Consider the following 18,507-nt stretch of genomic DNA (forward strand, 5'->3'; position numbering starts at 1 on the left):
GCATCGTGCAGGATACGTCCCCTGCGCCTTGCGGCTTGTTCCATAAGTAATTGATTTATAAAGCTTTTTATTAAAATAAAAGTCTGGCATGCAGGCTGCAATTACCTGTTCAGGTTTGAACAAGAATTACAGCAGGAGAAGCCGGCATGAACCGCCCATCCGTGGACCGTTTCCAAGCTGCAGCATTACCCATTCGCCAGGCGTTGTTTCTTGCACTGGCGCTGCTGTTGACGCTGGCTGCCGGTCTCTTTCACTACAGCTGGCAGACCGCACGGCTGTCCGAGCAAGTGGCGGCTCAAACGGCGTTGATCATGCAGATCCAGTCGACCCGTGCCAACACGCTGGTGAAGGCAGCCGATCCTTTGCCTTCGGCCAAGACTTCCCCTGCCACTCTCGAAAACGTCGTGCCGCAGGACCGTTGGGTGTTCTGAGGCACGCTGACGGGCTGATTTCAAAAAAGAAAGGAGAACCACCATGCTGAGCTGGGCTATCACTTTCCTCATCATCGCCATTGTCGCTGCTGTGCTGGGCTTCGGTGGCATTGCCGGCGCTGCCACTGGTATCGCGAAGATCCTGTTCATTGTCTTCCTGGTGCTGTTCGTAGCCTCCTTCTTCTTTGGACGTGGTCGAGGTTGAAGATGAGCAGGATGCTTCGCAACACCCTGGTTACCGCCCTGCTGTTGGGCGGTAGCGCAGGGGCGATAGCGGCCAATGACGGCCAGGTCCGGGTCGACCAACTGCTGGGCTCGGACCCCCAATATCGCGAGACGTGGCAGCACACCATCGAGGACGAGGAGCGGCTGCCAGACTGGGTCATCAACCTGAGCGGCAGTGCCCAGGAGCAGATGTCGGCGGTCACCGAGGACGGTGATCGCTACCTGGTCGGTCCTTTGTGCGAATCGGCGGACAAGTGCACCTACAAACGCCTCATCGTGGCCTTCAGCTGGGATAAGGACGATGCTTACGGGATGCTCGTGGAGGTGCCCGAAGGCCTGCCGAGCGACAAGTCGCCGACCCGCCATGCACAGTACCGCTGGTTGGGCGACCCGGATGACGGCATGAAGGCAATGCTGCAAGAGCAACTCAAGCGCGATCCGAAGTGGTACTGACACCGATGCGCGCGCTGTCACGAAATAGAAGCTGAACCTTTCTATATTTCACGCTTCTATGATGCGCTGCCCCGAGGAGGGGCTGCACATGACCAAGGGGTCGGGCTGTTCTGATTGTTGCAGGATCGGAGTGGCCTAGGGGTACAGGGAGTGCCTCCAGCAATGGGCCGGGTCAGGAAAGGCAGATTCGGAAGTCCCGGACCGGTCGTGTCTTCAAAGCTGAAAGACACTTCGGACCGGTCGGGCTTCCGAGACGCCATAGGGATTTGTCCCATTCCCTTTCTGGATTTTTCCTACGAGACACATTTTGTCTCGACCGTATATCCATTTTTTTTCGTCTGCCGAGAGGGCGCAAGAGGTGTCATTTCGGCCATTCGGATTGTCGAACAAGCCATTTTCAGCCCGGCTTGGGTACGGTCAAATCTGCCTAAGAATGGCGGTTTGGTCTTGTTCGGGATTCCGAACGTTACAAATCAAAGGCTTGAGAACAGTGGTTTAAGGACAGAAACGTTATGCATATTCGGCATAGGGTATCTGTTTCCGGCATTAGATTTCCCCCTTCCCCATCGCAATAGTTGCGGCCTTTTTTCGCTGGTCGAGCACCCGAATGCTCGGCAGCGGTGTCTTTACATGCGGTCTCCGGTTGGAATCAAAACGCTAACGAAGACGTTAAGAACGGCTCTGTTACGCGCCTCTCCAGCCGGCTCCCATGACCACTACAACAAAGGGTAATGACATGAAGAAGGCAAAACTGAGCCTCGCCTGGCAGATTGTGATCGGTCTGCTTCTGGGCGTTGCAGTCGGCGCGCTACTGAACCATTTCAGTGCAGAAAAGGCATGGTGGATCAGCAACGTACTCCAGCCCGCCGGCGACATCTTCATTCGCCTGATCAAGATGATCGTCGTCCCGATTGTGATTTCGTCGCTGATCGTGGGCATCGCCGGGGTAGGCGACGCGAAGAAACTGGGCAGCATCGGCCTGAAGACCATCATCTACTTCGAAGTGGTGACCACCATCGCCATCGTCGTCGGCTTGGTGTTGGCGAACCTGTTCCACCCGGGCGCTGGCATCGACATGAGCACCCTGGGTACCGTCGATATCTCCAAGTACCAGGCCACTGCGGCCGAAGTGCAGCATGAGCACGCGTTCATCGAGACCCTGCTCAATCTGATCCCGTCCAATATCTTCGCAGCGCTGATGCGTGGCGAGATGCTGCCGATCATCTTCTTCTCGGTCATGTTCGGCATGGGTCTGTCGAGCCTCAATGCCGACCTGCGCGAGCCGTTGGTGCGTACCTTCCAGGGCGTGTCGGAGACCATGTTCAAGGTCACCCACATGATCATGAACTACGCCCCGATCGGCGTGTTCGCCCTGATCGCCGCTACCGTCGCCAACTTCGGTTTCGCCTCGCTGCTGCCCCTGGCCAAGCTCGTGCTGCTGGTGTACTTCGCCATCGCTTTCTTCGCCTTCATGGTGCTGGGCCTGGTAGCGCGCGTATTTGGCTTCTCGATCATCAAGATCATGCGCATCATGAAAGACGAGCTGATCCTCGCCTACTCGACCTCCAGCTCCGAGACCGTCCTGCCGCGCGTGATCGAGAAGATGGAGAAGTACGGTGCGCCGAAGTCGATCTGTTCGTTCGTGGTACCGACTGGCTACTCGTTCAACCTCGACGGTTCGACCCTGTACCAGAGCATCGCAGCGATCTTCATCGCCCAGCTGTACGGTATCGACCTGTCGATCGGCCAGCAACTGATGCTGGTACTGACCCTGATGGTCACCTCCAAAGGTATCGCTGGTGTGCCGGGCGTGTCCTTCGTGGTCTTGCTGGCCACCCTGGGCAGCGTGGGCATTCCGCTGGAAGGCCTGGCGTTCATCGCCGGTGTCGACCGCATCATGGACATGGCCCGTACCGCGCTGAACGTGGTGGGTAACGCACTGGCCGCCGTGGTCATTGCCCGCTGGCAGGGTATGTACGACGCTCAGAAAGGCGAGGCGTACTACACATCGCTGGTGCAGGCTGCAGGCAAGAAAGAAGCCGTAGTCGTCGGCGAAACCGCCAAGCACTAAGCCTCACGTACTGAACGAAGAGCCCCGACTTGTCGGGGCTTTTTGTTGTCTGAGGGCGTTACGGGCTGCATCAGGGACGCAGCCCTCGCGGATAATCTCCGCTATCATTCGGGCATTTTTCAGGGGGAATACACGGATGCTCAACGGCCTTTGGCTCGGCTTTTTCCTGGTGGCGGCGGTGTCCGCGCTGGCCCAGTGGCTGTTGGCTGGCAATGCCGGTATTTTCGCCGCGATGGTCGAGAGCATCTTCGCCATGGCCAAATTGTCCGTCGAGGTCATGGTCTTGCTGTTCGGCACCCTGACCCTTTGGCTGGGCTTTCTCAAGATCGCTGAAAAGGCCGGAATCGTTGAATGGCTGGCAAAAGTCCTCGGCCCGTTGTTCGCACGGCTGATGCCGGAGGTGCCGCCGGGGCACCCTGCGCTTGGCCTGATCACCATGAACTTCGCTGCCAATGGCCTGGGCCTGGACAACGCTGCTACGCCAATCGGCCTCAAGGCCATGCGTGCCCTGCAGGAGCTCAACCCCAGCAGCACCACCGCGACCAACGCACAGATCCTGTTCCTGGTGCTCAATGCCTCGTCCCTGACGCTGCTACCGGTTACCATCTTCATTTACCGCGCCCAGCAAGGCGCGCCCGACCCGACCATGGTGTTCCTGCCAATTCTTCTGGCCACCAGTGCCTCTACCCTGGTGGGCCTGCTGTCGGTCGCAGTGATGCAACGCCTGCGGCTATGGGACCCGGTGGTGCTGGCGTATCTGGTTCCTGGCGCGTTGTTGCTGGGCGCTTTCATGGCGTTTCTCGGCACATTGTCCGCCGCCGCCCTGGCAAGCCTGTCATCGATCTTGGGCAACCTCACGTTGTTCGGCGTGATCATCCTGTTTCTGCTGGTTGGCGCGCTGAAGCGGGTGAAGGTCTATGAAGCCTTCGTCGAGGGAGCCAAGGAAGGCTTCGACGTTGCCAAGAGCCTGCTGCCATACCTGGTAGCGATGCTGGTGGCCGTCGGCGTGCTGCGTGCCTCGGGGGCGCTGGAGATTGCGCTGGATGGCATACGCCACGCGGTGAACTGGATGGGGCTCGATACCCGTTTCGTAGAGGGGTTGCCAACGGCGCTGGTCAAACCGTTCTCGGGCAGTGCCGCGCGCGCCATGCTGATCGAGACCATGCAGACGCAAGGGGTGGACAGCTTCCCGGCGCTGGTGGCAGCGACCATTCAGGGCAGCACCGAAACGACTTTCTACGTGCTGGCGGTCTACTTCGGTGCGGTTGGCATCCAGCGCGTGCGCCATGCGGTTGGCTGCGCGCTGCTGGCCGAACTGTCCGGCGTGATTGCGGCGATCTTCGTCTGCTACTGGTTCTTCGCCTGAGCCTGGGCACTGCGGGCCACTGTCCAGTCCACCACCTGCGAGGCCAGTTGGTCGCTGGCCGCGCCAAAACCTGCCACCACTGCTGAGACCTCGGTGCCGGCCAGCGGCTGGTGGATCTCGAAGCGCTTGCTGGCGAGGATGCGCTGGCTACGGCCCTGAACCAGTCGTGCGTCATAGCGGATCACCACCTCTACCGTACCGCCCGGACGATACTCGCTCTGGAAAGCCTGCAGCTCACCTGCCAGTTCGTAGTCGGCCTGCAGGTTGCTATCGTCGGCGCTCAGGCGCTGTACCCGGCCGTCACGCTGGAACCCATCGAGCAGCCGGTTACGCACCAGCAGGGGCGTCGGGTCGCTCCAGCGGGCGCCCTTGTAGCTGCTGATCACATTACCTTGGGGGATCACGGCGATACGCGGCCCGGCGAGCACTTCACTGGCCAGTGGCTTGTTCAGGCGCAGTGACCAGTCCACCGCCACCACGTTTCGGCTGGCTTGGCTCACTGGCAGGCGGTAGATATCCACAGGCTCGGTTTTCGGCAGGATTGAGCAGGCCGTGGCCAAGCCCATCGTGGCCGCCAGGGCCATCACGCGCAGCAACGGTTTCATGGCTGGAACTCCTTGTTGTTGTCGCGGCCCAGCAGGTAACCACTCGGGTCTGCCTCCAGGCGCCGGGAAATGCCCTTGAGCGCATTCAGGGTTTCACGTAGCTCGCGTATGGCGGGGGCTAGCTGATCGAGGCCCTGGGCGCCTCCATCGAGGGCTTCGCGGTTGTCCTTGAGCAGCTCGTTGATGGTCGCTGTGCTTTCGGCGAGCGACTGCATGGCTTGCTCGGCGCTCCCGAAGGCCTGCCTGCCCTCTTTGCCCAGTAGGCCGTTGGCGTTGTGCATCAGCGCCTGGGTCTCTGCCAAGGTGGCGCTGGCCTGCTTGCCGACTTCGGCCAATTGCTCGATCGCCTGGGCAATGCCGCCTTTCTGGCTGGCGAAGGCACCGGTGGTTTGTTCCAGGTTGGACAAGGTGTTGCTCAGTCGGTCGATATTGCTTTCCGAGAACATCTGGTTGGCGTTGTGCAACAGCATGTTGATGTTCGTCACCAGGTCGCTGCTGTCATTGAGCAGACGCGAAATGGGCGAAGGCGAGGCGATGATGACGGGTAGCTTGCCGTCCTTGCCCTTGAGTTCCGGGCTCTTCGGTGTGCCGCCGCTGAGCTGGATGAACGAGTTGCCGGTCACCCCAGCCAGGGTCAGTTTGGCCTGGGTGTCTTCCTTGACGGGCGTATCGCCACTGAGGCGCACACGGGCCAGTACACGGCGTGGGTCCTTCGGATCGAGGCGCAGGCTGGTGACGTCGCCGACCTTGATCCCGTTGTATTGCACCGGGCTGCCCCGGGACAAGCCAGAGACCGCTTCGTTGAAGACGACTTCATAGTCCTTGAACGCGTCGTCGACGCTGGACTTTGTCAGCCACAGACCAAAAAGCATGGCGCCGGCCACCACCAGGACGGTGACCAGGCCGATCAGGACGTGATGAGCTCGGGTTTCCATTGTTCAGCGCTCCTGCGCCGCGTTGGTGGCGGCGTGTTCGGCCGCCCGCCCGCGCGGGCCGTGAAAGTATTCGTGAATCCAAGGATCGTCGGTCTGCTCGACCTCGGCCAATGGTCCTGCCACCAGTACCTTCTTCTGCGACAGCACGGCCACACGGTCGGTGATGGTGTAGAGGGTGTCCAGGTCGTGGGTGATGAGAAACACCGACAGGCCCAGGGCGTCGCGCAGGGTAAGGATCAATTGGTCGAAGGCTGCGGCACCGATGGGGTCGAGGCCGGCGGTAGGCTCGTCGAGGAACAGGATGTCCGGATCCAGCGCAAGGGCGCGGGCCAGTGCGGCGCGCTTGATCATGCCGCCGGACAGTGACGACGGGTACTTGTCGGCAGCGGAAATCGGCAGCCCTGCAAGGGCCAGCTTGACCCCGGCCAGGTGCTCGGCATCGGCGCGGGACAGCCCCGCGTGCTCGATCAGGGGCAAGGCAACGTTTTCGGTCACCGTAAGTGAAGAGAACAAGGCGCCCTTCTGGAACAGCACGCCAAAGCGTCGCTCTACCTGTGAGCGCTGGCTCTCATTGAGGCTGGCCAGGTCCTGGCCGAACACCTTGACCTGCCCTTCGTTGGGCCTGCGCAGGCCGATGATGCTACGCAGCAGTACCGACTTGCCGCTGCCAGAACCGCCGACCACGGCCAGGATCTCGCCCCGGTTAAGGTCGAGGTCGAGGTTTTCGTGCACGCTCTGGCTGCCGAAGCGGTTGCAGATGCCCCGCGCTTCAATCACTGCATCCCGGCCATTCACCAACCCATCTCCATGCAGAACAACGCCGCCACCGCATCCAGCACGATGACCACGAAAATCGACTGGACCACGCTGGAGGTGGTATGTGCACCGACCGACTCGGCGCTGCCGCTGACCTTGAAGCCCTCCAGGCAGCCGATGGAGGCGATCAGGAAGGCAAAGAACGGCGCTTTGGCCAGCCCGACGAGAAAATGCTGGACGCCGATGTCGCTTTGCAGCAGCGACAGGAACATCGCAGGCGAGATATCCAGTGTCAGGGCGCAGACCACGGCGCCGCCGACGATGCCGCAGATCATTGCGAGGAAGGTCAGCAACGGCAGGGCTATCAACAGGGCCAGTACCCGCGGCACCACCAGCAGTTCGATCGGGTTCAGCCCAAGGGTGCGGATGGCGTCGATTTCTTCATTGGCCTTCATCGAGCCAATTTGTGCGGTGAAGGCGCTGGCTGTCCGTCCGGCCATGAGGATGGCGGTCAACAGCACCCCGAATTCGCGCAGGAAGGAAAATGCCACCAGGTCCACGGTGAATACGGTTGCACCGAAGTCCGCCAGCACCGTAGCGCCGAGAAACGCCACCACCGCCCCCACCAGAAAAGTCAGCAGCGCCACGATGGGCGCTGCATCCAGGCCGGTTTGCTCGATGTGCGCGACCACTGGCGTGACCCTCCAGCGGTGAGGCTGGAAGACGCGCAGCAGGAGGGTTTCCAGGATCAGGCCGACGAAGCCCAGTATCTGCCGGGTGTCCTGCCAGAGTTTGTCCACCGCCCGTCCGATACGTTCCAGTAGCTGCAACAGTACCGGGCGTTCTGGTTCCTTGACCGGAATGCAGTAGTCCTGCACCGAGCAGTAGACATTCTTGAGCAAGGCGCGGCTGGCCTCGGGTAGGTCGTCGGTACAGCGCGACAGCCGATCTGAGCCCAGCAGCTCGGCCAGCAACGAGGCGCCGGCGGTATCCAGTCGCCCCAGTTGACTGAGGTCGGCAATGGTGTCGGCGCCGTATTGCGTACGCAGGTGCTCGCTCGCACGCTTGAGGCTGGCGTAATGGGCCAGCGTCCAGTCACCGACAATGCGCAGGCAAGCCGGTTGAACGCTAGTGTCCAGGGTGGCGCTTGGGGTGGTCATAGGCTCCATGCAACTGACGGTCCGCTAGGCGTAGAGCCTGATCATAGCGCAGCAGGCATGGAGTGGTTTGTTGAGAATGTGCTGTCTACGGCTACAAAAGACCTGAGCTCATGGCGCGGCGTCGTCCACCACCTTGAAGCGCAGCACGCCGATGACCTGGCCATCCTCGGTCAGCACTCGCACTTGCCACTTGCCCACCGGGTTGGGCGGGAAATTCTGCTTGTGGGTCCAGGCCCGGTAGCCTTCCTTGCGCCCGCCATGGATGTCGAGGGCGATGCGGTCGACCTCTTTGCCATCCTTCTGCCACACATGGTAGATCCGCTCGTTCAGGCCCCGAGGTGCGTTGATGGCGGTGTAGGCGTACAAGCCACTGCTGCGGATGCGACTGGCGGCAATTTCATCGAGCGAGTCGCCCGGCTGGCGGTTCAGCACCTCAGTGCTCACTGCCACTTCGGTCATCCACAACGTCGCCGGTGGTACCCAGGAACGCAGCAGCCATCCGCCGCCGCCAACCGCCAGGGTCACCAGTACCAGCGCCACGCCTCGCCGCCAGTTGTTGATCGGGAAACTGCTGGCCAGGCTCGGGAACGACAGCGCCATTGCCGCGATCAGCGCCAGCTTGAAGCTTTGGGCTGTGGTCAGGTGAAGGATGATCGGGAGCGCGGTGAGCAGCGCTGCGAACAACGTCAGGGTATGCAGGGCGAGGAACAGCCAGCGGCGCGGGGCCAGCCACTTGTAGTACAGCGGGTCGATGATCGAAATCAGTCCGGCAGCGCCCAGCAAGCCGGTGAAGACCAGTTGTCCGCTGTTCCAGGTGGTGGTGATGAAGAAGAACGGCAGGACGAAGAACAGGCTTTCCTGGTGGATCATCTGCGTCGCGTAACGCAGCAGCGGCTGTGGGATCTCGCGGTTGAAGGTGCGGGCGAACAGGCCGGTGAGGGTGTTTTCGAGCATCAGCCAGACCCAACTGACCAGCATGAGAACGGCTACCCAGCTAGCCAGGCCGGCTTGGCGATCGACCAGGATGAAACTGCCGATACCGGAAAGAAAACCGCCGAGAGCGATGATGCCGGGGTAGCGTTTGAGCAGTTCGATGACGCGCTGGACGAAGTGGGGTATTGGGGGCATGGGTTTACAACAAGGCATATGGGGAGGCAGTGTCGGCCTTTCGCGGGTAGACCCGCGAACCGGCCGCTGATGGCGAAAGGATACCGCCGATTTACTACTGCCGTGTAGCACCGCTTGGTCGCTTCGCGCCATGACCGCGCCAACGCAGCAACCCCAGCGCCAGAATCAGTCCCAGCAACAAGGCAACCAGCCCATACAGTTCGTCATACCCCAGCAACGGCTTCTCGATACGCAAATAGCCTTGGTCCTTGAGCAATGTCTGCAACGCATCGTTGGCTTGCTCCAGTGTCACTTGGCGTAGCTTGCGTGCCGGGTCGGGGAAGCGTCCGTTGCTGTAGTCGTTGAGCGCCCCCCAGTAATAGTCAGCAAGGGCACTGTTACCCTGGGTGCTCCAGCTTTCCTTGGCGACGGCGGCATCCTTGATGCGCGCGAAGGTATCAGGGTCCAGGCCGTCCTTGCGCAGGTGATCCAACAGCTGTTGCATCACCTTGGTCGCCTTGTCGATGTCGTCGCGCTCAAGGTCGGCGTTGAGGCTGAGCATGCCGCTGTCACCGAAGCTCTCACGCTGAACAGTTGGACCGTACGACAGGCCATGACGCAGGCGCAGCTGGTCGTAGACGGCCCACTCCAGGTAGCGTGAGAGCAGGTCGAGGGTGCTCTGGTGGTCGTTGTCCAGGACCGGCTCGATGAACAGCCAGTGCAGTTTGACGCTGTCGCCGAGCCACCCCTTGATGAGTTCGCGACGTTGCTGGGCAGGTTGGCTGATGCTGTCGAGGTTGCGTCGTTCTTCGGGTTCGGTGGCTGGCAGTTCGCCATAGGTGCGTTCGAGGTAGGCCGGCAGCAACCGATCAAGGCCACCGACCATGATCAGCGTCATGTTGTTGGCCGCGTACCAGCGCTCGCGCAGGGCTTGGACCTGCTCCAGGGTCATGTCGTCCAGCTTGGAGCGCTCCGGACATTTGAGGCCCAGCTCGACAGCCAGCTGGTCGCTGGCGGGGTGACCGATGTCCTGGCGGTCGAGCCAACGCTGCAGGTGACCATAATGGCCACCATCTTCACGTTCGATGATGCGCTTGGCCGTGGCCAGCGCCTCGGCGTCGATGCGAGTATCGCGGATGACCGCCAACAGCAGGTCGAGGACTTTGCGCTGGTTGCGTGCCGGCGCTTCGATCACGAACGTGGTGTCGGCGCTGCTGGTGTAGGCATTCCATTCCCCGCCCAGTGCCTGCAGCCGTTCTTCGAGCCCCCCCTCCCCGGTCTCGTCGATACCGCTGAACAGCAGGTGTTCGAGCAGGTGCGGCAACTCCTTCTGGTCACAGTCGAAATCGTCCAGGCCAACGCCCACTACCAGGCGGATGGCGACATGGTCGCGTTCATAGCCGGACTTCAGGATCACTTGCAGGCCATTGGGTAGCAGATAGCCCTCAACGCTCGACCGGTCGAGGGCCAGCGTGGGCAGGCTGCAGATCAGCAGGCAAAGGAACATCAGGCAACGCATGGGCGAGCTTGGGTCTCCGGTCAGCGAGATCAGGGCAAGCGGGCTTCGTCCGGTACAGTGTCGAGCATCAGCCCGCCAGTATCGGAACCGCCCAGTACAACGTAGGCACTGCTGCAGAACAAAGAGTTCAACCGCTTCATGTCAGCGATCAGCTCCAAGTGTAGCGAACTGGTTTCGATACTTTGTACCACCTTGCGTTGCAGTCGGCTGACATGGGCATGAGCCAGGCGCCGCTCCTGGGCTCGGAAGCGACGTTTTTCCCGGAGCAGCAAGTGGGCGCTCTGAGGGTCGGCGCTGAGAAATACCGACAGGCCAAGTCGCAGGTTGGCCAGCAACTGCTCCTGCAAACCGGTCAGTTCCTCCAGGCCGACTTGGGAAAACTCCCGGCGCTGGCTGGTTTTCTGCTGCTGGACTTTGCGCAGCATGCGCTCGATCAGGTCGCAGGCCAGCTTCAGGTTGATGGCCAGTTCGATGATCTCGGCCCAGCGGCGATTGTCTTGGTCGCTCAAGTCTTCGCGAGTCATTTGTGCCAGGTACAGCTTGATCGCGCTGTACAGGGCCTCGCCATCCTCGCCCAAGGCCCGGACCTGCTGAGGCAAGGCGGTCTGGGTGCCGCGCAAGGCGCCAAGCATCGCTTCGAGCATGTTGTCGACGATGTCGCCCAGGCGCAGGGTTTCCCGGGCGGCGTTGGCCAGGGCCAGGCTGGGCGTGCTCAAGGCGGCAGGGTCGAGGTGACGGGGGCGAATCTGGCCGTTTCCGTTTTCACGCTCGGGCAGCAGGCTATTGCACAGCCGACCCATGGGTTTGACGGTGGGCAGCATGATTAGGCAGCGCAGCGTGTTGTAGAGCAGGTGGAAGCCGATGACCAGCTCTTGCGGGCTGAAACTCAGGCTATCCATCCAGTTCACCAGTGGATGCAGCACGGGAATGATCAGCAGCAGGCCGATCAGCTTGTACAGCAGGCTGCCCAATGCCACTCGGCGGCCGGAGGCGTTCTGCATGCTGGTGCTGATGAAGGCCAACAGGCCACTGCCGATGTTCGCGCCCACCACCAGGCCGATGGCCACGGGCAGGCTGATCAATTCGGCGCCCGCCAGAGTGGCGGTAAGCAGCACGGCGGCCAGGCTGGAATAGGTGATCATGGCGAACAGCGCGCCAACCAGGGCGTCGAGCAGAATGTCGCCAGTGAGCGAGGCGAACAGCACTTTTACGCCCTGCGCGTGGGTAATGGGCGCCGCGGCCTGTACGATCAGTTCGAGGGCCAGGATGATCAGACCCAGGCCGATCGCTACCCGGCCCAACTGGCCCAGACGCGTCTGTTTGCGTGACAGGAAGAAGATGACGCCGATGAACACCAGCAGCGGCGACAGCCACGACAGGTCGAAGGTCAGGACCCTGGCCATCAACGCAGTGCCGACGTCGGCCCCCAGCATGATCGCCAGCGCGGGGGTCATCGCCATCAAGCCTTGGCTGACGAACGACGTCACCAGCATGGCGGTGGCGTTGCTGCTTTGCACCATGGCTGTAACCAGAATCCCGGCGATGAAGGCCATCGGGCGGCGGTTCATGTTCTGGCTCAGTACGCGGCGCAGGTTGGAGCCGAACACGCGCAGGATCCCAGTACGGACGATGTGTGTGCCCCATACCAGCAATGCCACGGCGGAGAGCAGGTTGAGCAGGGTCAGCATGTGTAGCCCCCCTTCCTTCTATGCCCCAGTGTCAGGGCCAATGGGTGAAGCGGTGAGCCTGGCCCGGGGGTGGGCTTCTTTTCAGTGCTCACTCAAGCTTTAGTTGTTTTGCGGACGTGGCGCCAGCTTGGCATGGCTGGAACATATTTGAAACATTTGATGATCGTCCGGCGACAGTGCAGGTCACACGAACAAAAAAAGCCCCGAAGGGCTTTTAATGTCGCACGCTCCAGTCTTATTGACCTGGAATGTCCTTGCGCAGTTTCACCGGCTCATGCTCTTTGCCCTGCTTGCGCGCCATGGCGGTACGCATGCGGATGTTGATGGCTTCCACCGCCAGGGAGAAGGCCATGGCGAAGTAGACGTAGCCCTTGGGCACATGCACGTCGAACGACTCGGCGATCAGCACCGTGCCCACCACGATCAGGAATGACAGCGCGAGCATCTTCAGCGACGGGTGTTTGTCGATGAAATTGCTGATGGCACCTGCGCACAGCATCATCACCAGTACAGCCACGATGATGGCGGCGATCATGACCGGCACATGCGACACCATCCCAACGGCAGTGATGACCGAGTCCAGGGAGAACACGATGTCGATGATGGCGATCTGGATGATGGTGTAGAAGAACTTGCCGCCTGCGCCTTTGGGTTCTTCTTGGTTTTCGTCCTCACCTTCCAGGCCGTGGTAGATCTCCTGGGAGCTTTTCCACAGCAGGAACAGGCCACCGAAGAACAGGATCAGGTCGCGGCCGGAAATACCCTGGCCGAAGATCACGAACAGGTCGGCCGTCAGGCGCATGACCCAGGTGATGGACAGCAGCAGCATGATGCGCGTGACCATGGCCAGGGCCAGGCCGAAGATCCGGGTGCGCGGCTGCATGTGCTTGGGCATGCGGCTGACCAGGATCGAAATCATGATGATGTTGTCGATACCGAGAACGATCTCAAGCGCGGTGAGGGTGAAAAAGGCAACCCAGATTTCCGGGCTGGTCAGCCATTCCATGTGTATTCCTTCAAACGATAAAGGCGCTGCGCACAGTGAAGCACGCAGCGCGGTTGGGTGATGCGTTTACAGACTGCTGAACAGCGGGAAAATGCCCATCAACAGCGCGGCGAGCATTATGCACAGGCAGACCAGCACTGCCCACTTGAGGGTGAAGCGCTGATGGTCACCGAACTCGATACCGGCCAGGGCCACCAGCAGGTAGGTAGAGGGTACCAAGGGGCTCAGCAGGTGTACCGGCTGTCCGACGATCGACGCACGGGCCATTTCCACCGGGCTGATGCCGTAATGGCTGGCGGCTTCCGAGAGCACCGGCAGTACGCCGTAGTAGAAGGCGTCGTTGGACATGAAGAAGGTGAACGGCATGCTCACGATCGCGGTGATCACTGCCAGGTACGGCCCCAATGCCTCTGGAATGACAGCGAGCAGGCTCTTGGACATCGCCTCGACCATGCCGGTACCCGAGAGAATGCCAGTGAAGATGCCGGCGGCGAAGATCAGCCCGGTGACTGCCAACACGCTGCCAGCATGGGCGGCGATACGGTCTTTTTGCTGCTGCAGGCACGGGTAGTTGACGATCATGGCGATGCTGAAGGCGATCATGAACAGCACGGGCAGCGGCAACACGCCTGCGATCAGGGCCACCATCAGTGCGGCGGTCAGGGCACCGTTGAACCAGATCAGCTTCGGACGACGAGCTTCGGGGAACTGCGAGACGCTGATTTCGCTGTGGTCGATATCGTCGGTCGGCAGGTGCAGTTCGCCCAGGCGGGCACGCTCGCGCTTGCCGTACAGATAGGCGATGGCAAGAATCGCCAGCACGCCGAAGACCATGGCCGGAATCATCGGCACGAAGATGTCGGATGGGTCCACATGCAGGGCGCTGGCGGCGCGAGCGGTCGGGCCGCCCCATGGGGTCATGTTCATGACCCCACCGGCCAGGATGATCAGGCCGGCCATGATCCGCGGGCTCATGCCCAGGCGGCTGTACAGCGGTAGCATCGCGGCGCAGCAGATCATGTAGGTCGTGGCGCCGTCCCCGTCGAGCGAGACCACCAGGGCCAGGGCGGCAGTGCCGACAGAAACTTTCAGCGGGTCGCCCTTGACCAGTTTGAGGATCTTGCGCACGGCCGGGTCGAACAGGCCGGAATCGATCATCAGGGCGAAGTAGAGGATGGCGAACATCAGCATCACGCCAGTCGGCGCAAGCTTGCTGATGCCCTCGAGCATCATGGGGCCGATCTTGGCGGAAAAGCCCCCGAACACGGCGAACAGGATCGGTACCAGGATCAGCGCGATCAAGGCCGACAGGCGCTTGGTCATGATCAGGTACATGAAGGTGATGACCATGGCAAAGCCGAGGAAGGTCAGCATGGCGGTACTCCAGGCGTGGCGCGGCGAAAGGACAGTCGATTCGGGCTGATCAGCGCGTGATGCGCTGCGCGGGGAGTAAGCGAAGTGGGACTACGAACGGGCGGGCACAGGAAAACATCAGAATCACCATTGTTGTTGTTGATTGGGCCGGGCATGGACGTTTCCGAATGCCCTGGCTGACCGGTCTGCTGCCGGTGGTGGGGCTATCCTATTGGCGCAAGCTTTCAGCCAGCTTTCGCCTCGATGAAGGCGACAGGAGGTAGGTCATGACGGAATCACTCGAAGGAGGTTGCCATTGCGGCGCCCTGCGCTACCGGCTGGAGGGCGATCTGACGGATATCGCCCATTGCCATTGCTCGATCTGCCGGAGGGTCACAGGCGGGTTGCTGGTGACTTGGCTCACCCTGCCCCGCGACGGTTTCACCTGGCTGGCCGGCACGCCCAACCGTTATGTCGCGCCGACCAGTTGTAGCCGGTACTTCTGTGGCCACTGCGGCGCGCACGTGGCGTTGGAGACCACGCACAGTCCGCAAAGCATCGATGTGACAGTGGGCACGCTAGACTACCCGGAGCGCGTCCGGGCCAACCGGCATATCTGGATTGCAAGCCGCTTGCCGTGGCTGCACCTGGATGAGGATTTGCCTGGGGAGGTCGAAGAGAGATACCTGTAGGAGCCGACTAGCCGGCGATGAGGCCGCTGCAGGCACTACGGTAACTGCAACCCACCCGCGGCCTTGTGCAGCGCCCGCAGGTGCTCGCCAACCTGCTTCACATTGGCCTCGACAGCGGCAATTTCCCTGGCCCGCGACGTCTTCAGCAACGCCCTCACCTCTTTGTCCAGGTCGGTGCTCAGGCGCAGTAGTTGGGCCTGCCGCTCACTGCTGACCTTTTCCAGGTGCTGGCGCTCTTCCGGCTGCGGCAGGCCGTAGCCCCTGGCGTCGAGCAATTCTGCTGGCCGGCTGAGGAAGCCACTGTTGGCCAGCATCTGCTGCAGGGCCTTGTTGGCCTTGTCGATGCTGCCATCCTTGAGCGCACTGGCATTGAGATAGCGTTGCTTGACCTCATCCTGAGCCAGCAGAAGTTGGCGACGCAGACTGGCTTGTTCGAGCAGTAGCAAAGCCGCACTGGTTCGCAGATCGGCCTGCTGGAACCAGCCGCGACGCTGATCGGCATCCAGGGCTAGCCAGTCCTCGACCTTGTCCTGCTTGATCGGCAACTGCTTCTTCAACACCTCGAACATGGCCTGGTAGCGATCGCGGTAGGAGTCGAAGCGATAACCCAGGCGCAGCGCCTCGCGCGGGTCGTCGAGCACGCTGGTATCGGCCAGCCCTCGCCCTTTGAGCACTTCCAGCAGGCCGTTGGGCATGATGTTGTCCAGGTCGTTCAAGCGTGGATTGGCCGTGCCGCTGCGCAGCAGCTTGAGCGATTCCACTGCGCAATTGTTGGACAGGAAGTAGTAGTTGCCGTCATAGCTCCAGTGCATCTCTGCCGCTTGGCGGACCAGGTTTTCGATCTCTGGGCGGCTGAGCTTGAGGGGAACGGAGGCCAGGCTGCGCAGTTCGGTCTTGGTGTATTCGTCGATCACCTGACCCAGCGGTAGGACGAACAGCCGTGATGGATACGCCCCGACCAGGCCGTCCCAGCTGGACAGTTGTACGTCGTTGACGAACGCGCGATACGACAGTACCAGATGCTGGTCAAGGTCCAGCCGACAGTCTGGGCCGCGTGGGCGCCCTGGGGCGCAGATCACCAGGCGCAACATGCTGTGGCCCCAGCGGCTGACCCAGTTCTGATTGGCTTCGGCCAGCAGGTAGTCGACTTCGTAGACCCGTTGCGGGTCGATTTCGCCCAGCGGTTGGCGGGCGAAGTCGCTGCCTGCGTTGAGGAACGGCAGGCCCTTGGCACAGGTGTCCTGCGGCGGCGCCCAGCCAAAGTGGTCTCGCAGATACTGGTTGAGCGCTGGGCGGCGGCAACCGTAGCTTGGGTCAAGCAGGAAGTACTCCATATTGACCGCGATGAATTCCTTCGGGCTGCTCAGTTCATACGTGTCAGGGCTGCGAACGCCCTGGCCGTTGTGCTGTTCGCGTTCTCCACGGCGCCCCACGTACTGCGGCCAGCCGGCAAGGTCCAGCAGACGTGGGTCGTCACTCAGGGTGAAGCGGCGTTCGGCCTGGCCACGGCATGGTTCTGGCAAGCCGACTTTGCCCAGGGTGCCCTGCTGGCGCTTGCATTGGGCAATCAAAGAACGATCGGCACTGGACCAGAGGCGGGCTCGGTCGTAGATATGGGTCAGTTCGTGCAGAACGGTGGCCAGAAGTTCCTGGCGAACCGTGCCGTGCGGGCGGTTGGTGCGTTCGCGCGCGGCGCTGCCATCGACCAGTCCCGGCAGTAGCCGGCTGTTGAGCGCCAGCGTGGAAACCAGAGATGCCTGTCCATAAGCGTCAGCGGGCATCGCATTGCTCCAGCTGACCAGGATGCGGCGGTCCAACTGCTGTTTGAAGCGCGGCGGCAACTTGCCCAGTGCTTCGTCAAGCAGGGCTTGGGTGGCTTGCTGTTCTGGGGAAGTGAGGCCGGAAGCCTGCAGCTCGAGCTGCAGGTCGGCCAGGGCGGGCGTGCCGAGCAGTGTCAGCACACCGCCGAGCAGCCAGGCACGCAAGGATTTCACAGCGCGAGGATGGCTTCTGCCAGTACCTGGTCACTGGCGCCACGCGCTTCGGGAACGCGTTCGCGCAGGGTGTTGAAGGCAGCCTCGAGCTGGGCGCCACGGATATCACCGTTGCTGGCGACAAAGCTGGCAGCATCGTCGTGCGCTTCACGTACCACTTTCGAGTCGCGGATCGAGGTGGTGGTGTCAGAGGTGAAGTCGATCGAACGGCCAAAGGCACGCACGATGATGTTGCTGGTGGCCACCAGGGTTTGCGCCTGAGCCAGGTCGGCCAGCACGAGCATGCCGAGGGTGGCGGCGATCAGCGATTTACGCATGGAACATCTCCGGAACATACAAGGAGTCAGGTGTAGTTATTGGACGAGAATTGCTTCTGCCAGTTCAAGGTCGCCGACAGAGTGCCGGGCACCACTGTGCCGCAAAGCGCCGAGGGCGGCTTCAAGGCGGGCACCGCGAATCATGCCGTCGCTGGCCACGAAGGCCGCAGCATCGTCCCGGGCTTGCCGGACCAGCTTGCGGTCGAACGGGGCGGTGGTGACCTGACTGGTGACATAGCCAGTGATGACCAGGCTCTGTGTGGTGGTGTCCATGGCATGGGCTTGCGCCATCCCGACAACGGCGAACAGCAAGGGCAACAGATAACGCATGGGTATTCTAAAGGCTTGGAACGTGGACAGCGAAGGCTACCCCGGATGGGCCGGCCAGAGCCAGCGCATCCGTTTTAGCCGTTACGAGTCAAAGCGCGAGGATGGCCTGGGCAAGTTGAGCGTCACTGGCCTGCAGGGCGGGCATCTGCGAGCGAATGTGCACGAAGGCGCTTTCCAGCTTGGCGCCGCGGATGGCGCCCTGGCTACCGACGAAGCTGGCGGCATCGTCACGGGCGGCCTGAACGATCTTGTCATCTTTGAACGAGGACGAGACATCGGACGTGGCGTCGGTCGAGGCGGCTACTGCGCCAACGACAGCATCGGTGGTAACGACGAAGCTGGTGGCGTTGGCAGTGCCGACGAGGCTCAGCAGCAGTGCGGCACCAATCAGGTGGTTGCGGGACATGATCGTGGACTCCTGGACTAGGGGCAGTGGTACTGCTTATCGGACGCTTACACGGCTATTGGCGGTACGGTACAACAAGATGTTCTACCAGAG

The 18,507-nt window shown here is 61.5% G+C and carries 19 protein-coding genes; 6 read left to right on the forward strand and 13 right to left on the reverse strand.

Going from position 1 to position 18,507, the window contains the following annotated elements; genetic code table 11:
- The first annotated feature begins 146 nt into the window (after nucleotides 1-146).
- From VXM67_RS02790 to VXM67_RS02810, 5 genes are all read left to right on the forward strand, one after another.
- Nucleotides 147-431: a hypothetical protein gene (locus tag VXM67_RS02790; RefSeq protein WP_027906625.1), complete on the forward strand. Its 285-nt coding sequence runs from the start codon at nucleotides 147-149 to the stop codon at nucleotides 429-431.
- 43 nt (nucleotides 432-474) lie between these two features.
- A complete protein-coding gene (locus VXM67_RS02795) occupies nucleotides 475-636 on the forward strand; it encodes a DUF1328 domain-containing protein (RefSeq protein WP_003252966.1) in 162 nt (53 codons plus the stop codon).
- 2 nt (nucleotides 637-638) lie between these two features.
- Complete coding sequence (locus VXM67_RS02800; RefSeq protein ID WP_367237487.1) at nucleotides 639-1,109, forward strand: inhibitor of vertebrate lysozyme family protein; 471 nt, start codon at nucleotides 639-641, stop codon at nucleotides 1,107-1,109.
- Nucleotides 1,110-1,845: 736 nt separating this feature from the next.
- On the forward strand, nucleotides 1,846-3,180 hold the full coding sequence (gltP, locus tag VXM67_RS02805) for a glutamate/aspartate:proton symporter GltP (protein ID WP_023378040.1): 1,335 nt from the start codon (nucleotides 1,846-1,848) through the stop codon (nucleotides 3,178-3,180).
- 136 nt (nucleotides 3,181-3,316) lie between these two features.
- Nucleotides 3,317-4,546: a nucleoside recognition domain-containing protein gene (locus tag VXM67_RS02810; RefSeq protein WP_367237488.1), complete on the forward strand. Its 1,230-nt coding sequence runs from the start codon at nucleotides 3,317-3,319 to the stop codon at nucleotides 4,544-4,546.
- Here VXM67_RS02810 and VXM67_RS02815 read toward each other — a convergent pair.
- The 9 genes from VXM67_RS02815 to VXM67_RS02855 all read right to left on the reverse strand — a co-directional run bounded on the left by VXM67_RS02815 (nucleotide 4,528) and on the right by VXM67_RS02855 (nucleotide 14,696).
- Complete coding sequence (locus VXM67_RS02815) at nucleotides 4,528-5,151, reverse strand: ABC-type transport auxiliary lipoprotein family protein (RefSeq protein ID WP_023378042.1); 624 nt, start codon at nucleotides 5,149-5,151, stop codon at nucleotides 4,528-4,530. The two genes, VXM67_RS02810 and VXM67_RS02815, sit on opposite strands and share 19 nt — an antisense overlap.
- The gene (locus tag VXM67_RS02820) at nucleotides 5,148-6,086 is read right to left on the reverse strand and encodes an MlaD family protein (RefSeq protein ID WP_023378043.1); all 939 of its coding nucleotides are present in this window, start codon (nucleotides 6,084-6,086) and stop codon (nucleotides 5,148-5,150) included. The genes VXM67_RS02815 and VXM67_RS02820 overlap by 4 nt, the downstream gene beginning before the upstream one ends.
- A 3-nt stretch (nucleotides 6,087-6,089) precedes the next feature.
- Nucleotides 6,090-6,881 carry an ABC transporter ATP-binding protein gene (locus VXM67_RS02825; protein ID WP_023378044.1) on the reverse strand — a complete coding sequence of 264 codons (792 nt, stop codon included), beginning with the start codon at nucleotides 6,879-6,881 and terminating at the stop codon, nucleotides 6,090-6,092.
- A complete protein-coding gene (locus VXM67_RS02830) occupies nucleotides 6,878-8,011 on the reverse strand; it encodes an ABC transporter permease (RefSeq protein WP_027906622.1) in 1,134 nt (377 codons plus the stop codon). The genes VXM67_RS02825 and VXM67_RS02830 overlap by 4 nt, the downstream gene beginning before the upstream one ends.
- Before the next feature lie 99 nt (nucleotides 8,012-8,110).
- On the reverse strand, nucleotides 8,111-9,130 hold the full coding sequence (locus VXM67_RS02835; RefSeq protein ID WP_023378046.1) for a DUF5924 family protein: 1,020 nt from the start codon (nucleotides 9,128-9,130) through the stop codon (nucleotides 8,111-8,113).
- A 94-nt stretch (nucleotides 9,131-9,224) separates the two neighbouring features.
- Complete coding sequence (locus VXM67_RS02840; protein ID WP_023378047.1) at nucleotides 9,225-10,628, reverse strand: pitrilysin family protein; 1,404 nt, start codon at nucleotides 10,626-10,628, stop codon at nucleotides 9,225-9,227.
- 29 nt (nucleotides 10,629-10,657) lie between these two features.
- Nucleotides 10,658-12,316, reverse strand: coding sequence for a Na/Pi cotransporter family protein (locus tag VXM67_RS02845; RefSeq protein ID WP_023378048.1), 1,659 nt, complete (start codon nucleotides 12,314-12,316; stop codon nucleotides 10,658-10,660).
- A 235-nt stretch (nucleotides 12,317-12,551) separates the two neighbouring features.
- Nucleotides 12,552-13,322 carry a TerC family protein gene (locus VXM67_RS02850; protein ID WP_023378050.1) on the reverse strand — a complete coding sequence of 257 codons (771 nt, stop codon included), beginning with the start codon at nucleotides 13,320-13,322 and terminating at the stop codon, nucleotides 12,552-12,554.
- 66 nt (nucleotides 13,323-13,388) lie between these two features.
- Nucleotides 13,389-14,696: a CitMHS family transporter gene (locus VXM67_RS02855; protein WP_023378051.1), complete on the reverse strand. Its 1,308-nt coding sequence runs from the start codon at nucleotides 14,694-14,696 to the stop codon at nucleotides 13,389-13,391.
- 266 nt (nucleotides 14,697-14,962) lie between these two features.
- On the opposite strand from VXM67_RS02855, the gene VXM67_RS02860 reads away from it, so the two are divergent.
- Complete coding sequence (locus VXM67_RS02860) at nucleotides 14,963-15,367, forward strand: GFA family protein (protein ID WP_023378052.1); 405 nt, start codon at nucleotides 14,963-14,965, stop codon at nucleotides 15,365-15,367.
- A gap of 35 nt (nucleotides 15,368-15,402) precedes the next feature.
- Here VXM67_RS02860 and VXM67_RS02865 read toward each other — a convergent pair whose 3' ends face one another.
- The 4 genes from VXM67_RS02865 to VXM67_RS02880 form a co-directional block, all read right to left on the reverse strand.
- Nucleotides 15,403-17,361 carry a DUF4105 domain-containing protein gene (locus VXM67_RS02865; protein WP_027906621.1) on the reverse strand — a complete coding sequence of 653 codons (1,959 nt, stop codon included), beginning with the start codon at nucleotides 17,359-17,361 and terminating at the stop codon, nucleotides 15,403-15,405.
- Nucleotides 17,358-17,678 carry a DUF2388 domain-containing protein gene (locus tag VXM67_RS02870; RefSeq protein WP_027906620.1) on the reverse strand — a complete coding sequence of 107 codons (321 nt, stop codon included), beginning with the start codon at nucleotides 17,676-17,678 and terminating at the stop codon, nucleotides 17,358-17,360. The genes VXM67_RS02865 and VXM67_RS02870 overlap by 4 nt, the downstream gene beginning before the upstream one ends.
- Before the next feature lie 36 nt (nucleotides 17,679-17,714).
- Complete coding sequence (locus VXM67_RS02875; protein ID WP_023378055.1) at nucleotides 17,715-18,008, reverse strand: DUF2388 domain-containing protein; 294 nt, start codon at nucleotides 18,006-18,008, stop codon at nucleotides 17,715-17,717.
- A gap of 88 nt (nucleotides 18,009-18,096) precedes the next feature.
- On the reverse strand, nucleotides 18,097-18,414 hold the full coding sequence (locus VXM67_RS02880; RefSeq protein ID WP_023378056.1) for a DUF2388 domain-containing protein: 318 nt from the start codon (nucleotides 18,412-18,414) through the stop codon (nucleotides 18,097-18,099).
- Nucleotides 18,415-18,507 lie beyond the last annotated feature (93 nt).

The sequence above is a fragment of the Pseudomonas sp. Rh2 genome, from assembly GCF_040762985.1.
Taxonomy (GTDB): domain Bacteria; phylum Pseudomonadota; class Gammaproteobacteria; order Pseudomonadales; family Pseudomonadaceae; genus Aquipseudomonas; species Aquipseudomonas taiwanensis.